This window comes from Streptomyces sp. NPDC007983, from assembly GCF_042958345.1.
GTDB lineage: Bacteria > Actinomycetota > Actinomycetes > Streptomycetales > Streptomycetaceae > Streptomyces.
On record NZ_JBIBJI010000008.1, the window covers coordinates 379,531 to 398,586 of the forward strand.

Consider the following 19,056-nt stretch of genomic DNA (forward strand, 5'->3'; position numbering starts at 1 on the left):
GACCCCGTAACCCCGTCTATCTCAGCCAGCCGAACGACAGCCGCACGGCCCGCTGCCAGTTCTCGTACTCGGTCTGCCGCCGCCCCGGATCCATCGCGGGCATCCACTGCCCGGCCCGGTGCCAGTTGCGGCGCAGCCCCTCCAGGTCCGGCCAGTAGCCGACGGCGAGCCCCGCGGCGTACGCGGCGCCCAGGGACACGGTCTCCGACACCATCGGCCGCACCACCGGCACGTCGAGCACATCGGCCAGGAACTGCATCAGCAGATTGTTCGCCGTCATGCCGCCGTCGACCTTCAGCGCCTTCAGCGGCTCGGGCGAGTCGGCGTTCATGGCGTCGACGACCTCCCGGGTCTGCCAGCCGGTGGCCTCCAGCACCGCGCGGGCGAGATGGCCCTTGGTGATGTACGAGGTGAGCCCGACGATGACACCGCGCGCGTCGCTGCGCCAGTGCGGGGCGAACAGGCCCGAGAAGGCGGGCACGATGTAGCAGCCGCCGTTGTCCTCGACGCTGCGGGCCAGGGTCTCGATCTCCGGCGCGCTGTGGATCAGACCCAGCCGGTCGCGGAACCACTGCACCAGCGAGCCGGTGACGGCGATCGGCCCCTCCAGGGCGTAGACGGGCGGCTCGTCGCCGACCTTGTAGCCCACGGTGGTGAGCAGCCCGTGCCGGGAGCGGACCAGGCGGGTGCCGGTGTTGAGCAGCAGGAAGCTGCCGGTGCCGTACGTGCACTTGGCCTCGCCGGGCGCGAAGCAGGTCTGCCCGAACAACGCCGCCTGCTGGTCGCCGAGGGCGGCGCCGATCCGCACGCCCGGCAGCACCGTCTTCGCCACTCCGTAGCCCTCGGCCGATGGGCGGATGTCGGGCAGCATCGCCCGCGGCACGCCGAAGTACGACAGCAGCTCGTCGTCCCAGGTGAGGGTGCGGATGTTCATCAGCATGGTGCGGCTGGCGTTGGTGGCGTCGGTGATGTGCAGGCCGCCGGAGGGACCGCCGGTGAGGTTCCAGATCAGCCAGCTCTCCATCGTGCCGAACAGCACCTCGCCGCGCTCCGCGCGCTCCCGCAACCCCTCGACGTGGTCGAACAGCCAGCGGATGCGGGGCGCGGAGAAGTAGGTGGCGGGGGAGAGCCCGCAGCGGTCGAGGAAGAAGTCGTCACCGGTGCTCCGCCGCAGCTCCTGCACGAGCGCGTCGGTGCGGGTGTCCTGCCAGATGATCGCGTTGCCCACGGGACGGCCCGTACGGCGGTCCCATACCACGGTGGTCTCGCGCTGATTGGCGATGCCGATCGCCGCGATCTGTTCGGGACCGGCACCCGTGTCGCGCAGCGCCTGCGGCACCACCCGCCGCAGATTGGACCAGATCTCGGTGGGGTCGTGCTCCACCCAGCCGGGCCTGGCGTAGTGCTGCCGGTGTTCCCGCTGGGCGACGGACGCCAGCCGTCCCTGGTGGTCGAAGAGGATGCACCGGGTGGACATGGTGCCCTGGTCGATGGACATCACATAGCGTTCAACCATGGCCTTGCCTGCCTTCGGGCGGATACGAGCAGGACATGGGGGTCACCAGCGGGCCGCGCCGAGGTCGCGGGAGATGGCCCGTGCGGCGTCCCGGGTCAGGCCGACCAGTGACGGCTGGGGCCGGCCCTTGCTGTCGCAGACGCGTTCCACGGTGCCGGACACCCCGACGGCGCCGACGACCAGGCCGCCCTGGCCGCGTATCGGTGCCGCGATGTCCGCCTCACCCATGACGGTTTCCTGGACCGCGGCGGCCCAGCCCGCCTCCCGGATCTCGCCCAGCGCCTGGTTCAGCGCCTGCGGGGAGACCAGCGTGTGCCGCGTGTAGGTTTCCGGCTCCGCCTCCAGCAGCGGCTCCACCGGCGTCGCCCCGAACGCCAGCAGTACCTTGCCCAGGGCGCTGGCGTGCAGCGGCAGCAGCGAGCCGACGTCCAGGGTCTGGAAGGTGTCGTCGGGCCGGAAGACATGGTGGACGATGAGCACCTTGCCCTCCAGCGGCACCCCGAGGCGGACCGCCTCCCCGCTGCGGGCGGCCAGGGCGTCGGCCCAGTTGAGGGAGCGGGACCGCAGCTCGTTGATGTCGAGGTAGCTGGTCCCCAGGTGCAGCAGCGCCGCGCCGAGCTGGTACTTTCCGGTGGCCCTGTCCTGTTCGACGAAGTCGACGCTCTGCAGGGTGCGCAGAATGCCGTGGGCGGTGCCCTTCGCCAGGCCCAGTGAGGCGGCCACTTCGCCCAGTCCGAGCCGACCGGAGCCCTGGGCGAGCAGCCGCAGGATCGCCGCCGCCCGCTCGATGGACTGCACCGGGCCGGCCATGACGTGATCGTAGCTCTTCGGGCATGCGTTCACCCCCGGGCGGGAACGTTCGGTAATGCCGACCAGGATTCGTTGACCCCGCCGGTCGTCGCCCATAGCGTCCGTACCAGGACATGAGGAACAGGACCGGCGGACCATCCGGAAGGAGGAGATATGACGGATCAGCTGACCGTTCCCTGGACCGGCGGCGCATACGTCGATCATCACTTTCCGGTGCCGCATCTCCATGAGGCCGTCGCCACCGTGCGGCGGCGGGCACACGCGCTGCTGGCCGACTGGGGGCTGGCTGCCGACACCCTGGAGGATGCGCTGCTGGTGGTCTCGGAGCTGATCACCAACGCGGTTCTGCACGCCCTGCCCCCGGCCGTTCTGCGGCTGCGCTGGAGCGAGGCCGAGGAGTGCGGCACCCTGCACATCGCGGTCACCGACGGCGGGCCGGTGCCCAGCGGGCCCGGCTCGGCGGAGGAGATCGAGCCCGATGAACACGGGCGCGGGCTCGGCATCGTCACCGCGCTCTCGGCCCGCCACGGCACCCACCCGGGCCGCGGGGGAGTCGTCACCCGGTGGGCGGAGCTGCCCGTCGGCTGACCGGTGCGCGGCGGCGGCCCGGTTCACTGGCGCTCGTGCGGGGAGATGGCGAGGGCGGCGACGTCGTCGTTGAGCGCCCGGGCGTGGGCCGGCAGATCCGTGTTGAGGAACTCGATGACGTCGATGGGCTCCGGGGGCGGGGTCTCGGCGAACCGGGTGCGCAGCCGGTCCAGGAGGGGGTAGAAGGCCCCCGTCACATCGCGGGCCTCGATCAGCCCGTCGGTGCACAGCAGCAGCACATCGCCGCGCAGGAAGCGGTGGTGCACGGGCACCGGGCTTTCGTTCGCCAGTGAGCCCAGGCCCAGTGGCAGGGACGGCGGCCCGCTCAGCGTCATCACCTCGCCCCGGGAGATCAGGATGGGCTCGATGTGCCCGTGGTTGATCACCGTCAGCCGGTGCGCGAGCGGGTCGTACTCGATCAGCGCGGCGGTGACGAACAGCTCGTCGTCCGGGATCTCCGCGGCCTCCCGCGCCATCCGGCTCTCCAGCCGGGCAGAGACCTGCCGCAGATCCCCGGGTTCGTAGACGGCCTGGCGGAAGCCGCCGAGCACATCGGCGACGGTCCGGACCGCCTGCAGTCCTTTGCCCCGGACATCGCCGATGATGGCCCGTTCCCCGGTCCGGGTGGCGCGGATGTCGAAGAGATCACCGCCGATCATGGTCCCGGCCTCGGCAGGGCGGTAGAGCCCGGCGGTCAGCACATGGCCGACCTCGTGCGGCAGCGGCCGCAGCAGGGTGCGCATCAGGGCCTCGGTCACCGAGGCCGCGTGCACCAGCTGCTTCTCCTGGCGCTCGCGGTGGGCGGCCAGCGCGGTGCCGAGGGCGCCGACCAGGGCGGTGGAGAGGTACGAGGCGACGTAGTGGCGGTCCCACAGATAGCCGACGCTGCGGCCCGCGCAGCACGGGGTCCCGGCCAGTACCCCCTCGAAGACCACGGTGAACAGCGTGACACCGGCGACCCCGGCCGGGCCGAGCGTGAACGCGGCCACCACCGGCAGGGCGATGAGCAGGAAGCTCACCGGCCACTGGACGGGGGTCACGGGCTCGATCGCCAGGATCGCCGCCACATAGAGGACCGGCAGCCAGCGCAGCCAGGCCGGGGGAGCGGGCACGCCCGGCAGCGTGTTCCGGGTCTGCGCCATCACGCTCCTGGGCTCCTTGGAGCGCACGGTGCGTTAGCCCTCGTCCGGCTCGTCGCCCACGACACGGATGACGCTGTTCGGGCAGAGCCGCGCGGCCAGCCGGGCCTTCGCGCGCAGCGTGGGCGCGGGGCGGTCGTCCAGGACCACGACCATGCCGTCGTCCTCGGACTGGTCGAACAGCTCCGGTGCGTGCAGGGCGCACTGCCCGGCGCCCCGGCACCGGGCGCGGTCCACCTCGACGCGCATCACGCTCACCCTTCCCAGGTGACGGGGAGCCGGTGGACTCCGTAGACGAGCATGTCGTCCCGCAGCGGCACCTCCTCGACCGGCACCGCCAGCCGCAGGGTGGGAAACCGCCGGAGCAGCGCCGGGTAGCCGGTCCGCATCTCCATCCGGGCCAGGTGCTGGCCCAGGCACTGGTGGACACCGTGGCCGAAGGCGATGTGCTCGGTGGCGTCGCGGGTGATGTCCAGGCCGTCGGGGGCGGGGAACCGGGCCGGGTCCCGGTTGGCGGCGGCGATCGAGGCGACCACGGTCTCCCCGGCCCGCACCCGCGCCCCGGCGATCTCCACGTCCTCCCGGGCGACCCGGACCGTGCCGAACTGGACGATGGTCAGATAGCGCAGCAGCTCCTCGACCGCGTCATCGGTCCGCTCGGGCCGCTCGCGCACCAGCCGCGCCTGCTCGGGGTGGCACAGCAGGGCGAAGGTGCCCAGGGCCAGCATGTTCGCCGTCGTCTCATGCCCGGCGATGAGCAGCAGCAGGCCCACCCCGGTCAGCTCCGCGTCGGAGAACGCCGCCGCCGGGTCCGCGTCGTGGACCAGCCGGGACAGCAGCGCCCCGTCCGGCCGCCGCCGTTTGGCCGCCACCAGATCCCGCATGTAGTCCCACACCGCGTCCCGGGCGGCGAAGATCTTCTCCTCGTCCTCGTCGATCCGGAACAGGGTGGCCGACCACGCCTGGAAGGCGGCCCGGTCGGCGTACGGCACCCCCAGCAGCTCGCAGATCACCAGGGACGGGATGGGCTGGGCGAACGCCCGCACCAGATCGGCGGGCGGGCCGGTGCGCTCCATCGCGTCCAGATGGTCCGTGACGATCCCCTCGATGCGCGGCAGCAGCTCCCGCATCCGCCGCACCGTGAACCACCGGGAGAGCAGCCGCCGGTAGCGGGTGTGCTCGGGCGGGTCCATGCCGATGAACGAGCCCAGCCGGCGCGGATCGTCCTCCCGGACCGGAAACGCCCGGACCGGCGACGAGGCCCGGACACGGTCCGAGCTGAACCGGTCGTCCGCCAGCAGCTCGCGCACGTCCTCGTAGCCGGTGAGCAGCCAGCCCGCCTTTCCGTCCGGAAAGGCCAGCCGCGCGGCCTTCCGCCGCTCGCGGAGCGCCCCGTACGCACCGGGCGGGTCGAACGGGCAGCCGCGATGTCTGGGCAAGGAGACCGGGGACGGTCCCGATGAGGTGACGGACACGGATGCGCTCCCTTCCACCAGCCCTTCCTATTCGAGCGTAATCGGTATAAAGCGGAACTACTCGGCGTGGCCCGAGGGTGTCACCGGCCTGAGGGCGTCACGGGCCGAAGGTGTCACAGGCCGAGCGCGTCCAGGCTCGCCTCGACCGCCAGGACACCGCCGAGGCCGAGCACCGCGAGCGCCGTGGTGTACGTGGTGCGCGCCTTGATGGCATCGATGACGGAGAGGTTGAAGTACTCCTTGAACATCCAGAAGCCCGGGTCGTTCACATGGGAGAAGGCGATGGAGCCGCAGGACACCGCGAGCACCATGAGTTCGGGATGGACCCCGCTGCCGTCGAGCATCGGCTGAACCACCCCGGCGGCCGTGACGACGGCGACCGTCGCCGAGCCGAGGGCGATCCGGAGGATGACCGCGACGAGCCACGCCAGGAAGATCGGGGATACCGGCCAGCCGTCCGTGAGGTCCTTGATGTAGTCGGATATCCCGCCCTCCACCAGGACGCCCTTGAAGGCGCCGCCCGCCCCGATCACCAGCAGGATCATCGCCATCGCCTGGGCCGCCGAGTTGCACGACTTGCTGACCTCCGCGAGCCCCCGTCCGATGCGCGGGCCGAACGCCCACAGCGCCAGCAGCAGGGTGAGCAGCAGGGCGATCGGCGCCGAGCCGATGAAGGTGACCAGCGGCAGGGCCGGGTTGGAGTCGGGCACGGCCATGTCGTACACCGCCGCCCCGGCGATCAGGACCACCGGGAAGAGCGCCACCGACAGCGACCAGCCCATGCCGGGCATCTCCTCGTCGCTGAAGGTGCGCTCGGTGACCAGGCCCTGGGGGATCTCGGGGTTCATCCGGCGGACGAACGGAAGCCGCGGCCACACCAGGGCGATCAGCGCGCCGAACGGTACGGCGAAGAACAGGCCGTAGAACAGGGTCAGTCCGACCGACGCGTCGAACGTCGCGGCCACCGCGGTGGGTCCCGGGTGCGGCGGCAGGAAGCTGTGCATGGTCGACAGGGCGATGGACATCGGCAGCCCGACCCACAGCAGGTTCGCCCGGGTGACGCGGACGATGGTGAACGCGATGGGCACGATGATGACGAAGGCCACCTCGTAGAACATCGTCACGCCGATCAGCATCGCGGTCACCACCATGGCCACCTGCACCCAGCGCAGCCCGAAGGTGTCGACCAGCTTGCCCGCGATCCGCTGCGCGGCGCCGCAGTCGCCCATGACCCGGCCGACCATGGCGCCCAGCCCGATGACGATCATCGTGTCGCCGATCTGGTCGCCGATGCCGCCCGCGAGGACATCCGGGATCTTCTCCAGCGACACCCCCTGCACCAGCGCGACGCCGACCGCCACCAGGAGCAGCGCGATAAAGCCGTTGAGCTTCAGCTTTGTCATGAGGAACAGCAGGCTCAGGACGCTGATCCCGACGATGACAAGTGGCATGCGACCCCGCTCCACGTATGTGTACTCGGTCTACGTATGGAGATGGAGGCTAGGTTGGCGCCGGACGGCAGGTCAATAAGCGTGCGCCACCTTGTTGTTGAGGGGGTCGCAAGGGCTCGTCCCACGGTCGGATGGACTTTCAGCCGTTCTGTCGCGCTAGCGGCTTGTATGTGCTCATGCTGGCCCCATGACGGAAGAGGGCGAGAACGTCCCCGCCTATCGGACGGTCCGGGTGGCCGCGCCGGAGGCGCCGGTGGCGGCGGTGGCGGATGTGGAGGCATGGCGGTCGCGGGAGGTGTATCCGGAGATCCTTTCGGCCGGCGGCCCGGTGTTCGGGGTGGTGCGGGAGTGTGAACAGGGCGGCTGGGAGCTGGTGTCGCCCTTCTCGGGGCTGGCGCCGCAGGACGCCCGGGAGGGCATGGGCTGTCAGTTCCGCAAGATGGCGCAGGAGGCGGAGGCCACCGGTGACCGGGCGGCCCACGAGGAGTGCATGGCGGCCGCGGAGCGGATGGACTGGGAGGTCATCGACGAGATGACGGTCCTGGGCAGCCGGTTCCGGGTGGTCCGGGCCGAGCGCTTCCTCCGCTCCGGCCCGCAGGGGCCCGAGCCGCCGCGGATCACCGACCTGGATCCGGCGCCGCCGGGGGAGGCCCACAAGGCACCCGACCCCACCTCGGGGTTCGTGATCGACCCGGTGACCGCCACCGGTGTGTCCGACGGCATCCTGAAGCTCGAACTGCTGTCGATGCTGCCCAAGCGGGGCAGCGTCCCCCAGGAGGTGCGCGACGACTGCCTGCGGGCGGCGGACACCCACCCGGGAGGCGTACTGCTGCCGCCGACGTTCATGACGGTCGAGAAGGCGGCCGGGGAGTGGCGGTCCGACTGTACGGGGACGTCCACCACGCCCCAGGGCGCACGGGACACCCTGGCGCTGGAGATGCGTGTCCTCATCCCGTGGAAGCTCGGCCTCGAACCCGCCGAGCGCGCACCCTACACGGCCGCGGCGGACCGGCTGGACGCCGACCGGGGCGATGAACTGCGGGTGCTCGGGCGGCTGTTCAGGATCGTGCGCGTCGAGCGCCTGGTACGGATCGGACCGGACGGCCCCGAGGGCCCCCGGCCCTCCGACTGGGATCCGCAGCCGCCGATCAAACTCCACGACCAGCAGCTCCGCGAACAGGGCCTGCTCACCGACGACGAGGACGACGACGAAGACGAAGACAACCACATCGAACTCGACGCGCACACCCGGAAGCTGGCCGAGCTGTTCAACGAGGAGGAGGCCCGCCGCAAGGCGCGCCAGGAGGGCCGCTGAGCACCGGCGGTGTCAGGTGGCAGCGGCGCTCCTGGACCGCGGGCGGACAGTCGTCGAGCGGGGCGACAGGGGATGCCGTCATCCGTCTGTCGCCCCGCGCCCGGGACGGAGGTCAGACCTCCAGGTCGCCCTCGATCCTGCGCAACTGGTGGCGGGCCATCGCCAGGTTGGCCCGGTTCTTGTCCAGCGCCAGGTACAGGAAGAGCCCCTGGCTGTTCCGGCCCTTCAGCAGCCGGATCAGGTGGTACTGGGTGCCGAGGGTGATCAGGATGTCCTCTATGGAGTCCTTGAGGCCGAGCTGTTCCATGGTGCGCACCTTGGCGCGGACCACGTCGGTGTTGCCCGCGGCCGCCACCGTCAGGTCGAGTTCCTTGCCCCCGCCCAGGGTGCCCAGGGCCATGCCGCTGGAGTAGTCGACCAGCGCGACGCCGAGGGTGCCCTCGATGGACGTCATCGCCTCTTTGAGGGCGGTCTGGGTGTTCGCCATGATCTGGCAGTTCCTTTCCATGGATGGTTCTTCGAGTGGTGTTTACAGGGAAGGCCGGCTCTGCTCGGCCTTGCCGAGCGCGTCGCCCACCAGCTCGGCGACGCGGGCGCCGCACCGGCGGGCCTCCATATGGAGACGGCCCACGTTGGCGCGCCCGTCCGCCAGCACGGTCAGGACGGCCGCCGGTCCCGCGGCGTACGTGGCGACATAGCCCTCCTCGCCGCGGACCAGCAGTTCACGGAAGGCGCCCCGGCCGGTGGCGTCGGCCAGCGACTGCGTCACCCCGAGGGCCGCGGCGGTCAGCGCGGCGACGCCCTCGGGCTCGATGGTGGCCGTGTCGTGGGCCAGCACCAGACCGTCGCTGGTGGCGACCAGGGCGCCGGTCACATGGATGACGCGGGCCCGCAATCGGCGCAACTCGTCCAGGACTTCGGGTTCGGCGGCCAACAGCTCTCTCCTCTCCGCACGCTGTCGCGGGTCGGCGCGCCGGCGCGGATCCGTGCGCTGCCGCGGGTCCGGGCGCTGCCGCAGGGCGCGTCTCACGACGGGAGGCATGAGGCGGCGGGGGCGGTCGGGGGAATCACAGGTGTGCCTCCAGGGCGTCACGGAGCCGACGCAGCAGGGGGGCGTCGGGTTCGGCGAAGTCGACCGCGGCCGGACCGGGTTCCGGGGCCCGCGGCATGGGGGTGCGGGGTGCTCGGGGCGTCTCGACGTATCCGGCGGCCGCCAGCCGCCGTACGTCGAGCAGCGTGTGGAAGGCGGGACGGCCCAGCGCCCGGGCGATCCCGACGGGGGTACGGACCCCGTCGACGAGCGCCAGCACCGCGCGCCGGCGGCGGGTGACTGGCGGGAGGTGACCGTCCGGGCGGCGCAGCACCACCGGCTCGGTGTCCACCCGCGGGTACGGCCACAGGCTGTCGAGCAGCTCGCCGCGCCGCCGGATCTCCCGCTCGACGGCGACCGCGTCCACCGGGCGCACCGGGCCGAGCCAGTGCGCCGCGCCCCGCTGGAAGCCGCGCGGTCCGCTGCCCGGTCCGAGCGCGAACCAGGCCGCGTCGAACAGCGCGCCCAGATGGCAGATCTCCAGCTCCGCGTCGGTCAGCCGCCCGCTGTCCACGAGGAACCGGCCGACCCGCCCGGCGGCGGCCGGGTGGCCGGCCGCCTCCCGCCAGCTGTCGGCGGTCAGCCGCCCGCCGGTGGTGAGCAGCACCTCCAGGCCCGGGGCCAGCGGGCTCTCCGCGTGCACGACCTCCCCGTCCGCCAGATAAACGGTGCCCGCGTCGCACAGCAGGGCGCCGCTGGCCCGCTCGGCGGCCAGTTCGGTGAGACGGGGTGCGGGACCGGGTCTCATCAGAGCGCCAGCCGCTGCGCCAGATCGCGCAGCCGCAGCCGGGCGAGCGCCAGGTTCCCCTCGCGCCGGTCGAGCCACAGGTAGAAGAAGACACCGCTGTCGAAGGCGGTGTCGACGAAGCGCAGCAGGTGGTAGCAGGTGCGGGTGGTGACGATCAGGTCTTCCACGGGCGCATCCCCGGGCGCCCCGCCGTCATCGTACTCCCCGCCCTCGCCGGCGCCGTCGCCCTCGCCGCGCGGCTCGAGCGCCGCGAACGCGGACTGTTCGGCGGCCATGCGGGCCAATTCGGCCGTCTCCGCCGCGGTGGCCTCGGGGTCGCCGTCGCGTGTCTCGCCGACCATGCCGAGCGCGAGCCCGCTGGTCCACTCGATCACGGCGGCGCCGCGCGCGCCGTTCACCGTCATGGCGTCGAGCAGGCATTCGTCGATTCCGGGCATGCGGTCTCCCCTCCTGCGTTGCCCGTGGCGCACCCGGGGGCTTCGCCAGTGACGGAGAGGTTACGCACGGTTCAGCGGATGGGGGTGAAATCTGTCGATGGGCCGAAACCGCGTACGCCGTGTAGTAAGGTCCGCTGCCCTTGTGGGTGCTCGCGTCCCGCCGGGCCTCGGCGGCGGCGCGGCGGGGGAGCGGCCGGTGCGGCGGTCACCGCCCGGCGCACCGGCCGGACCAGGCCGTTCGCTGCCACGCCGCGGCCGTCCGTACGCGGGGGGCCCGGGCCTACGCGGTCGCCGCACCGCCCGTGGCGCGACCGCGCAGGGTCATCGCCGGGCCGGGCCGGGCGTAGCGGGAACAGGCTCTTCTGGGTTACTGCGGGGGAGACGCATCATGTGATTGTCCTACGTAGGCATATGACAGGTGGATAGGCGCCGGGCGCTTCCCGCGCGCTGAGCTGACCGAATCCCGACGCTCAGTTCTCGTCGTCCGCCACGCGCCGCGTTTCCTGCAGCTGGCGCAGCGGGACGACGCCCACACAGCGTCCGTCCCGGTCCAGCAGCCGCCCCATGTGCTTCACCGTGCGCAGCACCACCGAGCGGTCGTCGATGGCCAGATGGGGCACCTGCCGCGCCACATGCGCCTCGAACCCGTGCACATCGCTCATCGCGCGCAGCCAGACATCGATCACCACGTTGTGCGGACCGGCGGTGATCGAGCACGACCGCACCTCCCGCATCCCGGCCAGCACCCGGGTGGTCTCCCGCAGATGCCGCGCCGGTACGGACGCGAAGTACACCGCGGACAGCGGCCAGCCGGACAGCGGCCGGGCCAGATCGCAGCGCAGGCTCACCCAGGAGGCCAGCAGCACGCCCAGCCGGCGGCGCACCGTGGTGGGGCGCGCGTGGGCGCCCGCCGCCAGGTCCCGCAGGGACATCCGGCCGTCGGTGCTCAGCAACTCCAGCAGCCGCGCGTCCAGCGCGTCCCGGCCCGGCGAGCCCTGGGCCGGTTCGGGCGCGGGACAGGCCGCCGCGGCCTCCAGCCGGGCGCACTGCGCCGCGTCCAGGCTGCGCAGCCGCCACCGGCTGCCCTCGGTCGGTACGGCCGTCGCCACATGGGTACGGGTCGCCCGCACCCCTGGCTGCCCCCGGAACAGCACCGTGCCGAGGCGCGCCAGCTCCCCGAGGTCCGCGGTCTGCACGGAGGCCACCAGGTCCCGGCTGCCCGCCGTGAGCTTGAGGTTCGCCACCGCCGGGTCGGCGGCCAGCGCCTCGGCCACCTCCTCGCCCACCCCGGGATCGGTGTCGATCTCCACCACGGCGGTCACCACGATGCGCGCGTCGGACAGCCGCGGATAGGCGGTCACCCAGGCCAGGCCCGCGTCCTCCAGCCGGTGCCAGCGCCGCGCGGCCGTCACCGGGTTCACACCGAGGACATCGCCGACCAGTGTCCACGGGGCCCTGGGGTGGATCTGCAGGGCGTGCACCACCCCCCGGTCCAGTTCGTCCAGCTCGTCCGGCGGGTGCCCGGCGGAAAACTGCGTGTCCATGGGTGGCTGATTCCTGCGCTCGGTGGCCGATTCTCGATGGAATGCTGCACCGTAACACGCGGAAAACGCGCCGACCCAACACTGCTCCTTACCTGTTTTCCGCATGCGAGGAGTGAACCCGATCCCATGAAGGATCAGCTGGCCCCCGAAACCGTCCGGACCGCGTTGCGCATCGAGAACGCGACCCTCATCGACGGCACCGGAGCGTCCCCCGTGACCGACGCCGTCGTGATCAGCGACGCCGAGGGCACCCTCACCTACGCCGGACCCGCCGCGGCCGCGCCCCCCGCGCCCGGCGGCGACACCGCCCGGTACCGCGTCATCGACGCCGGGGGCCGCACCGTCCTCCCCGGCTTCTTCGACTGCCACACCCATCTCGCCTACGCGCACGCCTCCCCGCCCGGCCGCCGTGGCGAACTCGACCCGGTGCTGGTCACGTTCGACACCGCCACACGCATGCGGCAGACCCTCGACGCGGGCATCACCAGCGCCCGCGACCTGGGCGGACTCTCCGCGGGCTACCGCACCGCGGTGGAGAGCCGTCGGATCACCGGCCCCCGGCTGCACACCGCCGTACGGATCATCAGCCACACCGGCGGCCACGCCGACGTACGCCTGCCCGACGGCACCGACCTCAGCGGCGGCGCGATGTCCGAGATCGCCGACACCGTGGACGAATCCCGTCTCGCCGTCCGCAAGGTGCTGCGCGCGGGCGCCGACCTGGTCAAGATCTGCGCCACCGGCGGCATGGGCAGCCCCTACGACCAGCCGGAGGACGAAGGGCTGCTGGAGGAGGAGATCCGGGCCGTGGTGGACGAGTGCCGCCGCCACGGTGGCAAGCCGGTCGCCGCCCACGCCCAGGGCACCGAGGGCATCCTCAACGCCATCCGCGGCGGCGTCACCAGCATCGAGCACGGCTACGGCCTGAACGACCAGGCCCTGGAGATGGCGGGGGAGCGCGGCACCTTCGTCGTCCCGACCCTCTCCACCGTGTACGCGGGCATCAACAAGGACACCATGGCGCCGTTCCACTACCAGAAGAAGGTCCGCTGGTCCGGCATCACCAAGGAGAACATCGCCCGCGCCATCGAGCGGGGTGCCCGCATCGCGCTCGGCACCGATGCCGCCGTCTGCCCGCACGGCCAGAACCTGATGGAGCTGAGCTACCTGGTGGACCTGGGCATGGACCCCATGGCCGCCATCGTCGCCGGCACCCGCACCGCCGCCGAACTCCTCGGTGTGGACGACCGGCTCGGCACCCTGACCGCGGGCCGCACCGCCGACCTGATCCTGTGCGACGGCGATCCGCTCACCGACATCGGCGTCCTCGGCGACCCCGCCAACATTTCGTGCGTCATCCAGGACGGCATCGTCCGCAAGGACCAGCTGCTCCCGGCGGCTCCAACCGGAAGGTAGCCCCCATGCGCTCACTCACCGGTCTCCCGGCACCGGACAGCGCCACTCCCAGTCCCCCGCCCCAAGGCCCCTTCGACCGTGTGCTCTCCCTCATCGAGCGCGCCGGCAACGCCCTCCCCAACCCCATCGTCCTGTTCAGCGGGCTCTTCGCGCTCCTGGCCGTCGTCTCCTCCGGCCTCGCCCTCGGCGGCGTCTCCGTCACCGTCCCCGGCACCGACACCACCAAGCAGATCGGCGGGCTGTTCACCGGCGAGGGGCTGCGCTGGCTGCTGGAGAACCTGATCCCCAACTTCGCGACCTTCCCGCCGATCGGCGCCGTACTGGTGCTGATCATGGTGGTCGGGCTCGCGGAGCGGACCGGCCTGCTGGAGACGGTCATGCGGGCCACCCTGGCCCGGGTCCCGCGCGCCGTGCTCCCGTACGCGGTGGCCATCGTCGCCAGCCAGGCCCACATGATGAGCGATGTCGGCGCCATCGTGCTCCCGCCGCTGGCGGCCATGGTGTTCAGAAGCGCCGGACGCCATCCCGTCGCGGGCCTCATCGGCGGCTTCGCCTGTGTCACCGCGGGCTACGCCGCCGGATTCACCATCGGCTCGCTCGACGCCCTCTACGTCGGCATCACCCAGCAGGCGGCCTCGGTGCTGTCTGCCGCCGACGGGCTCCACATCCACCTGCTCATCAACTACTTCTTCACCGCCTCCAGCAGCATCGTGCTCGGACTGCTCGGCGGATTCCTCATCGACCGCGTCCTCGAACCGCGCCTGACGCCGTACGAGCCCGCCGACGGCGCGCCCGAGGCGGACGATCTGGCCCTCACCCCGGTGCAGCGCAAGGGCCTGCTGGCCACCGCGCTCGTGGTGGGCGCCTATCTGGCGGCGGTCCTCGCCCTGTGGCTGCCGCCCGGGGCCCCGCTGCGCGGGGACGGCGGGGCGTTCGTCCCCTCGCCCGTCCTCAACGGCATCGTCCCGGTACTGTTCGGCGCCTTCTTGCTGGCCGGACTGACCTACGGCTTCACGGTGAAGAAGCTCACCGGCACCGAGGACGTGGTCACCGCGATGACCGACTCGGTGAAGAACATGTCCGGCTACATCGTCATGATGTTCGTGGCCGCCCAGGTCATCGCGCTCTTCAACTGGTCCAACGTCGGGGTGCTGCTGGCGGTGAAGGCCGCCGCGCTGCTCAACTCCACGGGCGTCACGGGCTTCTGGGCCATCATCGCGTTCGTCCTGATGGCCTCCTGCCTCAACCTCGTCGTGGTCTCCGGCTCCGCGCTGTGGTCCCTGGTGGGGCCCGTCTTCATCCCCGCGTTCATGCTGATGGGCATGAGCCCGGCGCTCAGCCAGGCCGCCTTCCGCATCGGCGACTCGGCCACCGGCGCCCTCACCCCGATGAACCCCTACCTGCTGCTCATCCTGGCGATGGTCCGCCAGTACGAGCCGGAGGCCCGGCTCGGCACCCTCATCTCCCGGCTCGCGATCTTCGTGGTGCCGTTCCTGGCGGTGTGGCTGGCGATCCTGGGGATCTTCTACGGATTCGACCTGCCGCTGGGCCCGGGCGCGGCCATCGGCCTGAAGTAATCGATCCTCGCGAACGGCCCCGGGCGACCCGCCCGGGGCCTCGCGCATGGTCAGGGCGTAAGGACGTGCGTCCCCAGCAGGCCGAACAGCAGGACGCCCACGACGACGCGGTAGATCACGAAGGCGTTGAAGGAGTGCTTGGCGACGAACTTCAGCAGCCAGGCGATCGAGGCGTACGCCACGACGAACGACACGACCGTGCCCACCACCAGTGGCGTCGCGGCGACCCCGCCGCCGAGCGCGTCCTTCAACTCGTACAGCCCCGCACCCGTGAGGGCGGGCAGGCCGAGGAAGAACGACAGCCGGGTGGCGGCCACCCGGTCCAAGTCCAGGATCAGCCCGGTGGACATCGTCGCGCCGGAGCGGGAGAAGCCGGGGAAGAGCAGCGCGAGGATCTGCGAGCCGCCGACCAGCATGGCGTCCTTGAGCGAGGTGTCGTCCTCGCCGCGCTTGTGGCGGCCCATCTGGTCGGCCGCCCACATCAGCCCGCTGCCCACGATCAGCGATCCGGCCACCACCCACAGGGACGCCAGCGGCCCCTCGATCAGCGGCTTGGCGGCGAGGCCGACGGCCACCACGGGGAGGGTGGCATAGATGACCCACCAGGTGAACTTGTAGTCGTGCCGGTCGCGCAGCTCCCGGTTGGCGATGCCCCGGGCCCAAGCGCTCACGAAGCGGACGATGTCCTTGGAGAAGTAGAGCAGCACCGCGGCGATGGCGCCGACCTGGATGACGGCCGTGAAGGCGACGACGGCCTTGTCGTCCACCGGGATGTGCATCAGCCCCTCGGTGATCTTGAGGTGGCCGGTGGAGGAGACGGGCAGGAACTCGGTCACCCCCTCGACGACGCCGAGGATCACGGCCTGACCGGTACTGATCGCGCTCAATGGTGCCATCCCTGTGCTGACGAAGTGCCCCTCTTTGTAGCACGGCCACCTCTCAGGCAGATGGCCCGCCGGGGCGCGGTCTGAGTGCGCACCGACGGGCCATGGACCGGGGTCCGCCCCCGCTAGCCGGTGAGGTTGATCATCAGCGGCAGTGAGGCGAACGCCAGCACGATGCTGATGATCACGGAGGAGGCGATGCGGTGCTCCTCGTCCTTGACGTGCTGTGACGCGAGCATCATCGGCACCGGGGAGACGGGGAACGCCAGGATCAGGGCCGTCTGCGCGGCGACCTCGTGGCCGGTCAGCAGCAGGCCGATGCCGTAGGTGCTCAGCGGCAGCACGACCACGCTGGTCAGCGCGATCGCGATGGCCCCCGGGCCCAGCTGGGGCTTGCCGACGCGGGCGAGGGTGACGCCCACCGAGAGCAGCGCCACACCCGAGGCGGCCTGGCCCACCAGCGACAGCGAGCTCTCGATCATCTCGGGCGGACGCACCCCGACCAGCGCGACGACCAGTCCGAGCAGCGGGGCCCAGGCGAACGGCTTGCGCAGCGGTTGCAGGACCTTCATCCAGGTCGGCACGGGCTTGGCCGCCGCGGGTGCCGCGGTCCCGGCGCCGCCGTCCCGCTCCTCCTCTGCCGCGGCCGGCCCGCCGCCCGCGGACACCAGGACGCGGGAGGGCACGGACGCCGACGCGGTGGCTTCCGCGACATGCGTGCGGCCGAGGTTGAGCAGGATCAGCACGAGGGGATCCAGGATGACGTTGACGAGGATGCCCGCGATGGCGATCGGAAGCGCGGCCTTGGCCTCGCCGAACAGATTGCCCAGGATCGTGACGCCCATGAAGGCGTACTGCGGCTGGACGGAGGCCAGCGCCAGGATCGACGCCCGCTGCAGCGGCAGCCGGCCGATGAGGCTCAGCCCCAGCAGGATCAGCCCGAACAGGCCGAGCAGCCCGAGGGCGAGCATCCCCACCAGGGGGCCCTGGCTGAGCAGGATGTGGCGCGGGGTGTTCGCGATGCCCAGGAAGAGGGACGCCGGGAGGGCGAACTCCATCGTGAGCACGCGGAGCGCGTCCGCGCGCTGTCCGTCGAACGACGTGCCCCGCCCGGCCCCGTAGCCCAGGGCGATGACGAGGAACACGGGCACGACGATGGTGAAGATGTGCGAAAAGGTCATGGTCTTGCTCCCTGATTCAGCCGGTGTGTACGAGTCGTCAGACCGGCTGAATCGGGCGGTAGACCGGGCTCCACATGGCCTCGCGGACCGTGCGGTCGAGCTGATCGTCGGCGATGGGCGTACGGGCCACCCCGTCGTGCGCGGCGGCGCGGGCGACGGCCGCGGCGACCGCGGCGGAGGTCTCGCGCAGCTGGTCGACCAGCGGGAGGATCGGGGCGCCGGGGGTGCCGGAGTCGATCATCTCGGCGATCCGCTCGGCGGCGGCGAGCAGCATGCCGTCGGTGATCCGGGTGGCGCGGGACACGATCGCGCCGAGGCCGAGACCCGGGAAGACCAAGGCGTTGTTGGCCTGCCCGATCACGTAGGTGACCCCCTCGTGGTCCACCGGCGGGAAGGGGCTCCCGGTGGCGATCAGGGCCCGCCCGCCGGTCCACCGGACCAGGTCCTCGGGCTTGGCCTCGGCCAGCGGGGTCGGGTTGGACATCGGGAGGATGACGGGCCGCTCGGTGTGGGCGGCCATCTCCCGCACGATCTCCTCGGTGAAGGCGCCGCCCTGGCCCGAGGTGCCGATGAGGATGGTCGGCCGGGCGCGGCGGACCACCTCGGCGAGCGCGATGCCGCCGACCTGCTCGTCCCGGTGCCAGTCGGTGACGTCGGCCGCCCGCCGGGCGTACCGCCGCCGGTGGTGGTCGAGGCCCTCGGCGTCATCGGTGATCAGGCCGTACCGGTCGACGCACCAGAAGCGGTCGGACGCCTCCTGCGGGTCGAGCCCGTCGGCGATCAGGGCGTCGCGCAGCTGGTCGGCGATGCCGAGACCGGCCGAACCCGCGCCGAAGATGACGATGCGGTGGTCGCGCAGCGGCGCACCGGTGACCCGGGCGCCGGACAGCACGGCGGCCAGGTTGACGGCGCCGGTGCCCTGGATGTCGTCGTTGAAGGTGAGCGCCTTGTCGCCGTAGGTGTCGATGATGCGCCGGGCGTTGCCGGACCCGAAGTCCTCCCAGTGCAGCAGCGCGTCGGGGAAGACGCGGCCGACGGCGGCGATGTACTCGGCGATGAACGCGTCGTACTTCTCGCGGTCCACCCGCGGATGACGGTTGCCCAGGTACAGCGGGTCGTCCAGGAGTTCCTGGCGGTTGGTGCCCGCGTCGAGTACGACCGGGAGCGCGCGGGCGGGGTCGATGCCGGCGGCGGCGGTGTACACGGCGAGCTTGCCGATGCAGATGTCCATGCCGCCCACACCCCAGTCGCCGATGCCGAGGATGGCCTCGCCGTCGGTGGCGACGAGCAGGTCCACGTCCTCGGGCCCGAGGCCGCTGGCGCGCAGCGAGCGCTCGATGTCCTGCGGGGCGTCCACCGAGAGGTAGACGCCGCGGGAGCGGCGGTACTCATGGCTGTAGCGCTGGATCGCGGTGCCGACGGTGGGGGTGTACACGATCGGCAGCATCTCGCTGAGATGCTCGCCGAGCAGGTGGTAGAACAGCACCTCGTTGCGGTCCTGGAGGGAGCGCAGATACACGTTCTTGTCCAGGTCGGTGGCCTTGGCCCGGTACTGGGCGTAGGCGCGGGTGGCCTGCTGCTCCAGGGTCATGACCTGGGCCGGGATCAGGCCGGTGAGTCCAAGGTCGTCGCGCTCGGACTCGGTGAACGCGGTGCCCCGGTTGAGCCGGGGGTCGCTGAGGATGGCGCGTCCCCGCGAGGTGGTTTCCCAGGTGTGGCCGGTCGGGTTCCACCGGGTGGCCGCGCCTGCGGAAGAGGCAGGTTCGGATGCCTCCGCTTCGGTGAGATCGCTCTTCATGGGTACTGCTTCCTCACTGGTTGTGCTTCGCGGTGGGTGACACCGCTAAAAATCACGTTACCAAGAGGTTGAAAAGCGGACCTTTGG

At 71.7% G+C, this 19,056-nt stretch carries 18 protein-coding genes; 4 read left to right on the plus strand and 14 right to left on the minus strand.

All coding sequences use genetic code 11. The features are described 5' to 3' along the window. Positions 1-16 precede the first annotated feature (16 nt). A complete protein-coding gene (gene glpK / locus ACFZCY_RS26190) occupies positions 17-1,516 on the minus strand; it encodes a glycerol kinase GlpK (RefSeq protein ID WP_391177990.1) in 1,500 nt (499 codons plus the stop codon). A gap of 42 nt (positions 1,517-1,558) precedes the next feature. Beyond that, positions 1,559-2,326: an IclR family transcriptional regulator C-terminal domain-containing protein gene (locus tag ACFZCY_RS26195; protein WP_391177993.1), complete on the minus strand. Its 768-nt coding sequence runs from the start codon at positions 2,324-2,326 to the stop codon at positions 1,559-1,561. Between the two features lie 153 nt (positions 2,327-2,479). Here ACFZCY_RS26195 and ACFZCY_RS26200 point away from each other — a divergent pair, with 153 nt between their 5' ends. After that, the gene (locus ACFZCY_RS26200) at positions 2,480-2,914 is read left to right on the plus strand and encodes an ATP-binding protein (RefSeq protein WP_391177996.1); all 435 of its coding nucleotides are present in this window, start codon (positions 2,480-2,482) and stop codon (positions 2,912-2,914) included. Positions 2,915-2,937: 23 nt separating this feature from the next. Here ACFZCY_RS26200 and ACFZCY_RS26205 read toward each other — a convergent pair whose 3' ends face one another. The 4 genes from ACFZCY_RS26205 to ACFZCY_RS26220 all read right to left on the minus strand — a co-directional run bounded on the left by ACFZCY_RS26205 (position 2,938) and on the right by ACFZCY_RS26220 (position 6,979). Continuing rightward, positions 2,938-4,056: a SpoIIE family protein phosphatase gene (locus ACFZCY_RS26205; protein ID WP_391177999.1), complete on the minus strand. Its 1,119-nt coding sequence runs from the start codon at positions 4,054-4,056 to the stop codon at positions 2,938-2,940. A 33-nt stretch (positions 4,057-4,089) separates the two neighbouring features. Beyond that, the gene (locus ACFZCY_RS26210) at positions 4,090-4,302 is read right to left on the minus strand and encodes a ferredoxin (protein ID WP_391178002.1); all 213 of its coding nucleotides are present in this window, start codon (positions 4,300-4,302) and stop codon (positions 4,090-4,092) included. A gap of 5 nt (positions 4,303-4,307) precedes the next feature. Beyond that, positions 4,308-5,528 (minus strand): cytochrome P450, encoded by a 1,221-nt coding sequence (locus ACFZCY_RS26215; RefSeq protein WP_391178004.1) that lies wholly within the window; start codon positions 5,526-5,528, stop codon positions 4,308-4,310. A gap of 113 nt (positions 5,529-5,641) precedes the next feature. Next, positions 5,642-6,979 carry a gluconate:H+ symporter gene (locus ACFZCY_RS26220; RefSeq protein WP_391178007.1) on the minus strand — a complete coding sequence of 446 codons (1,338 nt, stop codon included), beginning with the start codon at positions 6,977-6,979 and terminating at the stop codon, positions 5,642-5,644. 187 nt (positions 6,980-7,166) lie between these two features. Between ACFZCY_RS26220 and ACFZCY_RS26225 the strand changes: the two genes are divergently transcribed. Continuing rightward, entirely contained in the window at positions 7,167-8,294 is a 1,128-nt protein-coding gene (locus ACFZCY_RS26225) for a DUF5954 family protein (RefSeq protein WP_391178009.1), read from the plus strand. A 112-nt stretch (positions 8,295-8,406) separates the two neighbouring features. On the opposite strand, the gene ACFZCY_RS26230 is transcribed toward ACFZCY_RS26225, so the two are convergent. The 5 genes from ACFZCY_RS26230 to ACFZCY_RS26250 form a co-directional block, all read right to left on the minus strand. Continuing rightward, complete coding sequence (locus ACFZCY_RS26230; protein WP_391178012.1) at positions 8,407-8,781, minus strand: hypothetical protein; 375 nt, start codon at positions 8,779-8,781, stop codon at positions 8,407-8,409. Between the two features lie 42 nt (positions 8,782-8,823). Beyond that, positions 8,824-9,231, minus strand: a complete 408-nt coding sequence (locus ACFZCY_RS26235) for a roadblock/LC7 domain-containing protein (RefSeq protein WP_391178321.1) — start codon at positions 9,229-9,231, stop codon at positions 8,824-8,826. A 130-nt stretch (positions 9,232-9,361) separates the two neighbouring features. After that, positions 9,362-10,132 (minus strand): transcriptional regulator, encoded by a 771-nt coding sequence (locus tag ACFZCY_RS26240; protein ID WP_391178015.1) that lies wholly within the window; start codon positions 10,130-10,132, stop codon positions 9,362-9,364. Continuing rightward, on the minus strand, positions 10,132-10,569 hold the full coding sequence (locus ACFZCY_RS26245; protein WP_391178018.1) for a hypothetical protein: 438 nt from the start codon (positions 10,567-10,569) through the stop codon (positions 10,132-10,134). Before ACFZCY_RS26245 ends, ACFZCY_RS26240 begins: the two co-directional genes overlap by 1 nt. Positions 10,570-11,039: 470 nt before the next feature. Beyond that, positions 11,040-12,113, minus strand: coding sequence for an AsnC family transcriptional regulator (locus ACFZCY_RS26250; protein ID WP_391178021.1), 1,074 nt, complete (start codon positions 12,111-12,113; stop codon positions 11,040-11,042). A 126-nt stretch (positions 12,114-12,239) separates the two neighbouring features. On the opposite strand from ACFZCY_RS26250, the gene ACFZCY_RS26255 reads away from it, so the two are divergent. Both ACFZCY_RS26255 and ACFZCY_RS26260 read left to right on the plus strand, forming a co-directional pair. Then, on the plus strand, positions 12,240-13,529 hold the full coding sequence (locus tag ACFZCY_RS26255) for an amidohydrolase family protein (RefSeq protein ID WP_391178024.1): 1,290 nt from the start codon (positions 12,240-12,242) through the stop codon (positions 13,527-13,529). A gap of 5 nt (positions 13,530-13,534) precedes the next feature. Then, a complete protein-coding gene (locus tag ACFZCY_RS26260; RefSeq protein WP_391178027.1) occupies positions 13,535-15,106 on the plus strand; it encodes an AbgT family transporter in 1,572 nt (523 codons plus the stop codon). A 50-nt stretch (positions 15,107-15,156) separates the two neighbouring features. Here the strand turns inward: ACFZCY_RS26260 and ACFZCY_RS26265 are convergent, their stop codons facing one another. From ACFZCY_RS26265 to ACFZCY_RS26275, 3 genes are all read right to left on the minus strand, one after another. Beyond that, a complete protein-coding gene (locus tag ACFZCY_RS26265; protein WP_391178031.1) occupies positions 15,157-15,993 on the minus strand; it encodes an undecaprenyl-diphosphate phosphatase in 837 nt (278 codons plus the stop codon). 122 nt (positions 15,994-16,115) lie between these two features. Next, a complete protein-coding gene (locus ACFZCY_RS26270) occupies positions 16,116-17,171 on the minus strand; it encodes an AEC family transporter (RefSeq protein ID WP_391178033.1) in 1,056 nt (351 codons plus the stop codon). Between the two features lie 37 nt (positions 17,172-17,208). Further along, the gene (locus ACFZCY_RS26275; RefSeq protein WP_391178037.1) at positions 17,209-18,969 is read right to left on the minus strand and encodes an oxaloacetate-decarboxylating malate dehydrogenase; all 1,761 of its coding nucleotides are present in this window, start codon (positions 18,967-18,969) and stop codon (positions 17,209-17,211) included. Positions 18,970-19,056 lie beyond the last annotated feature (87 nt).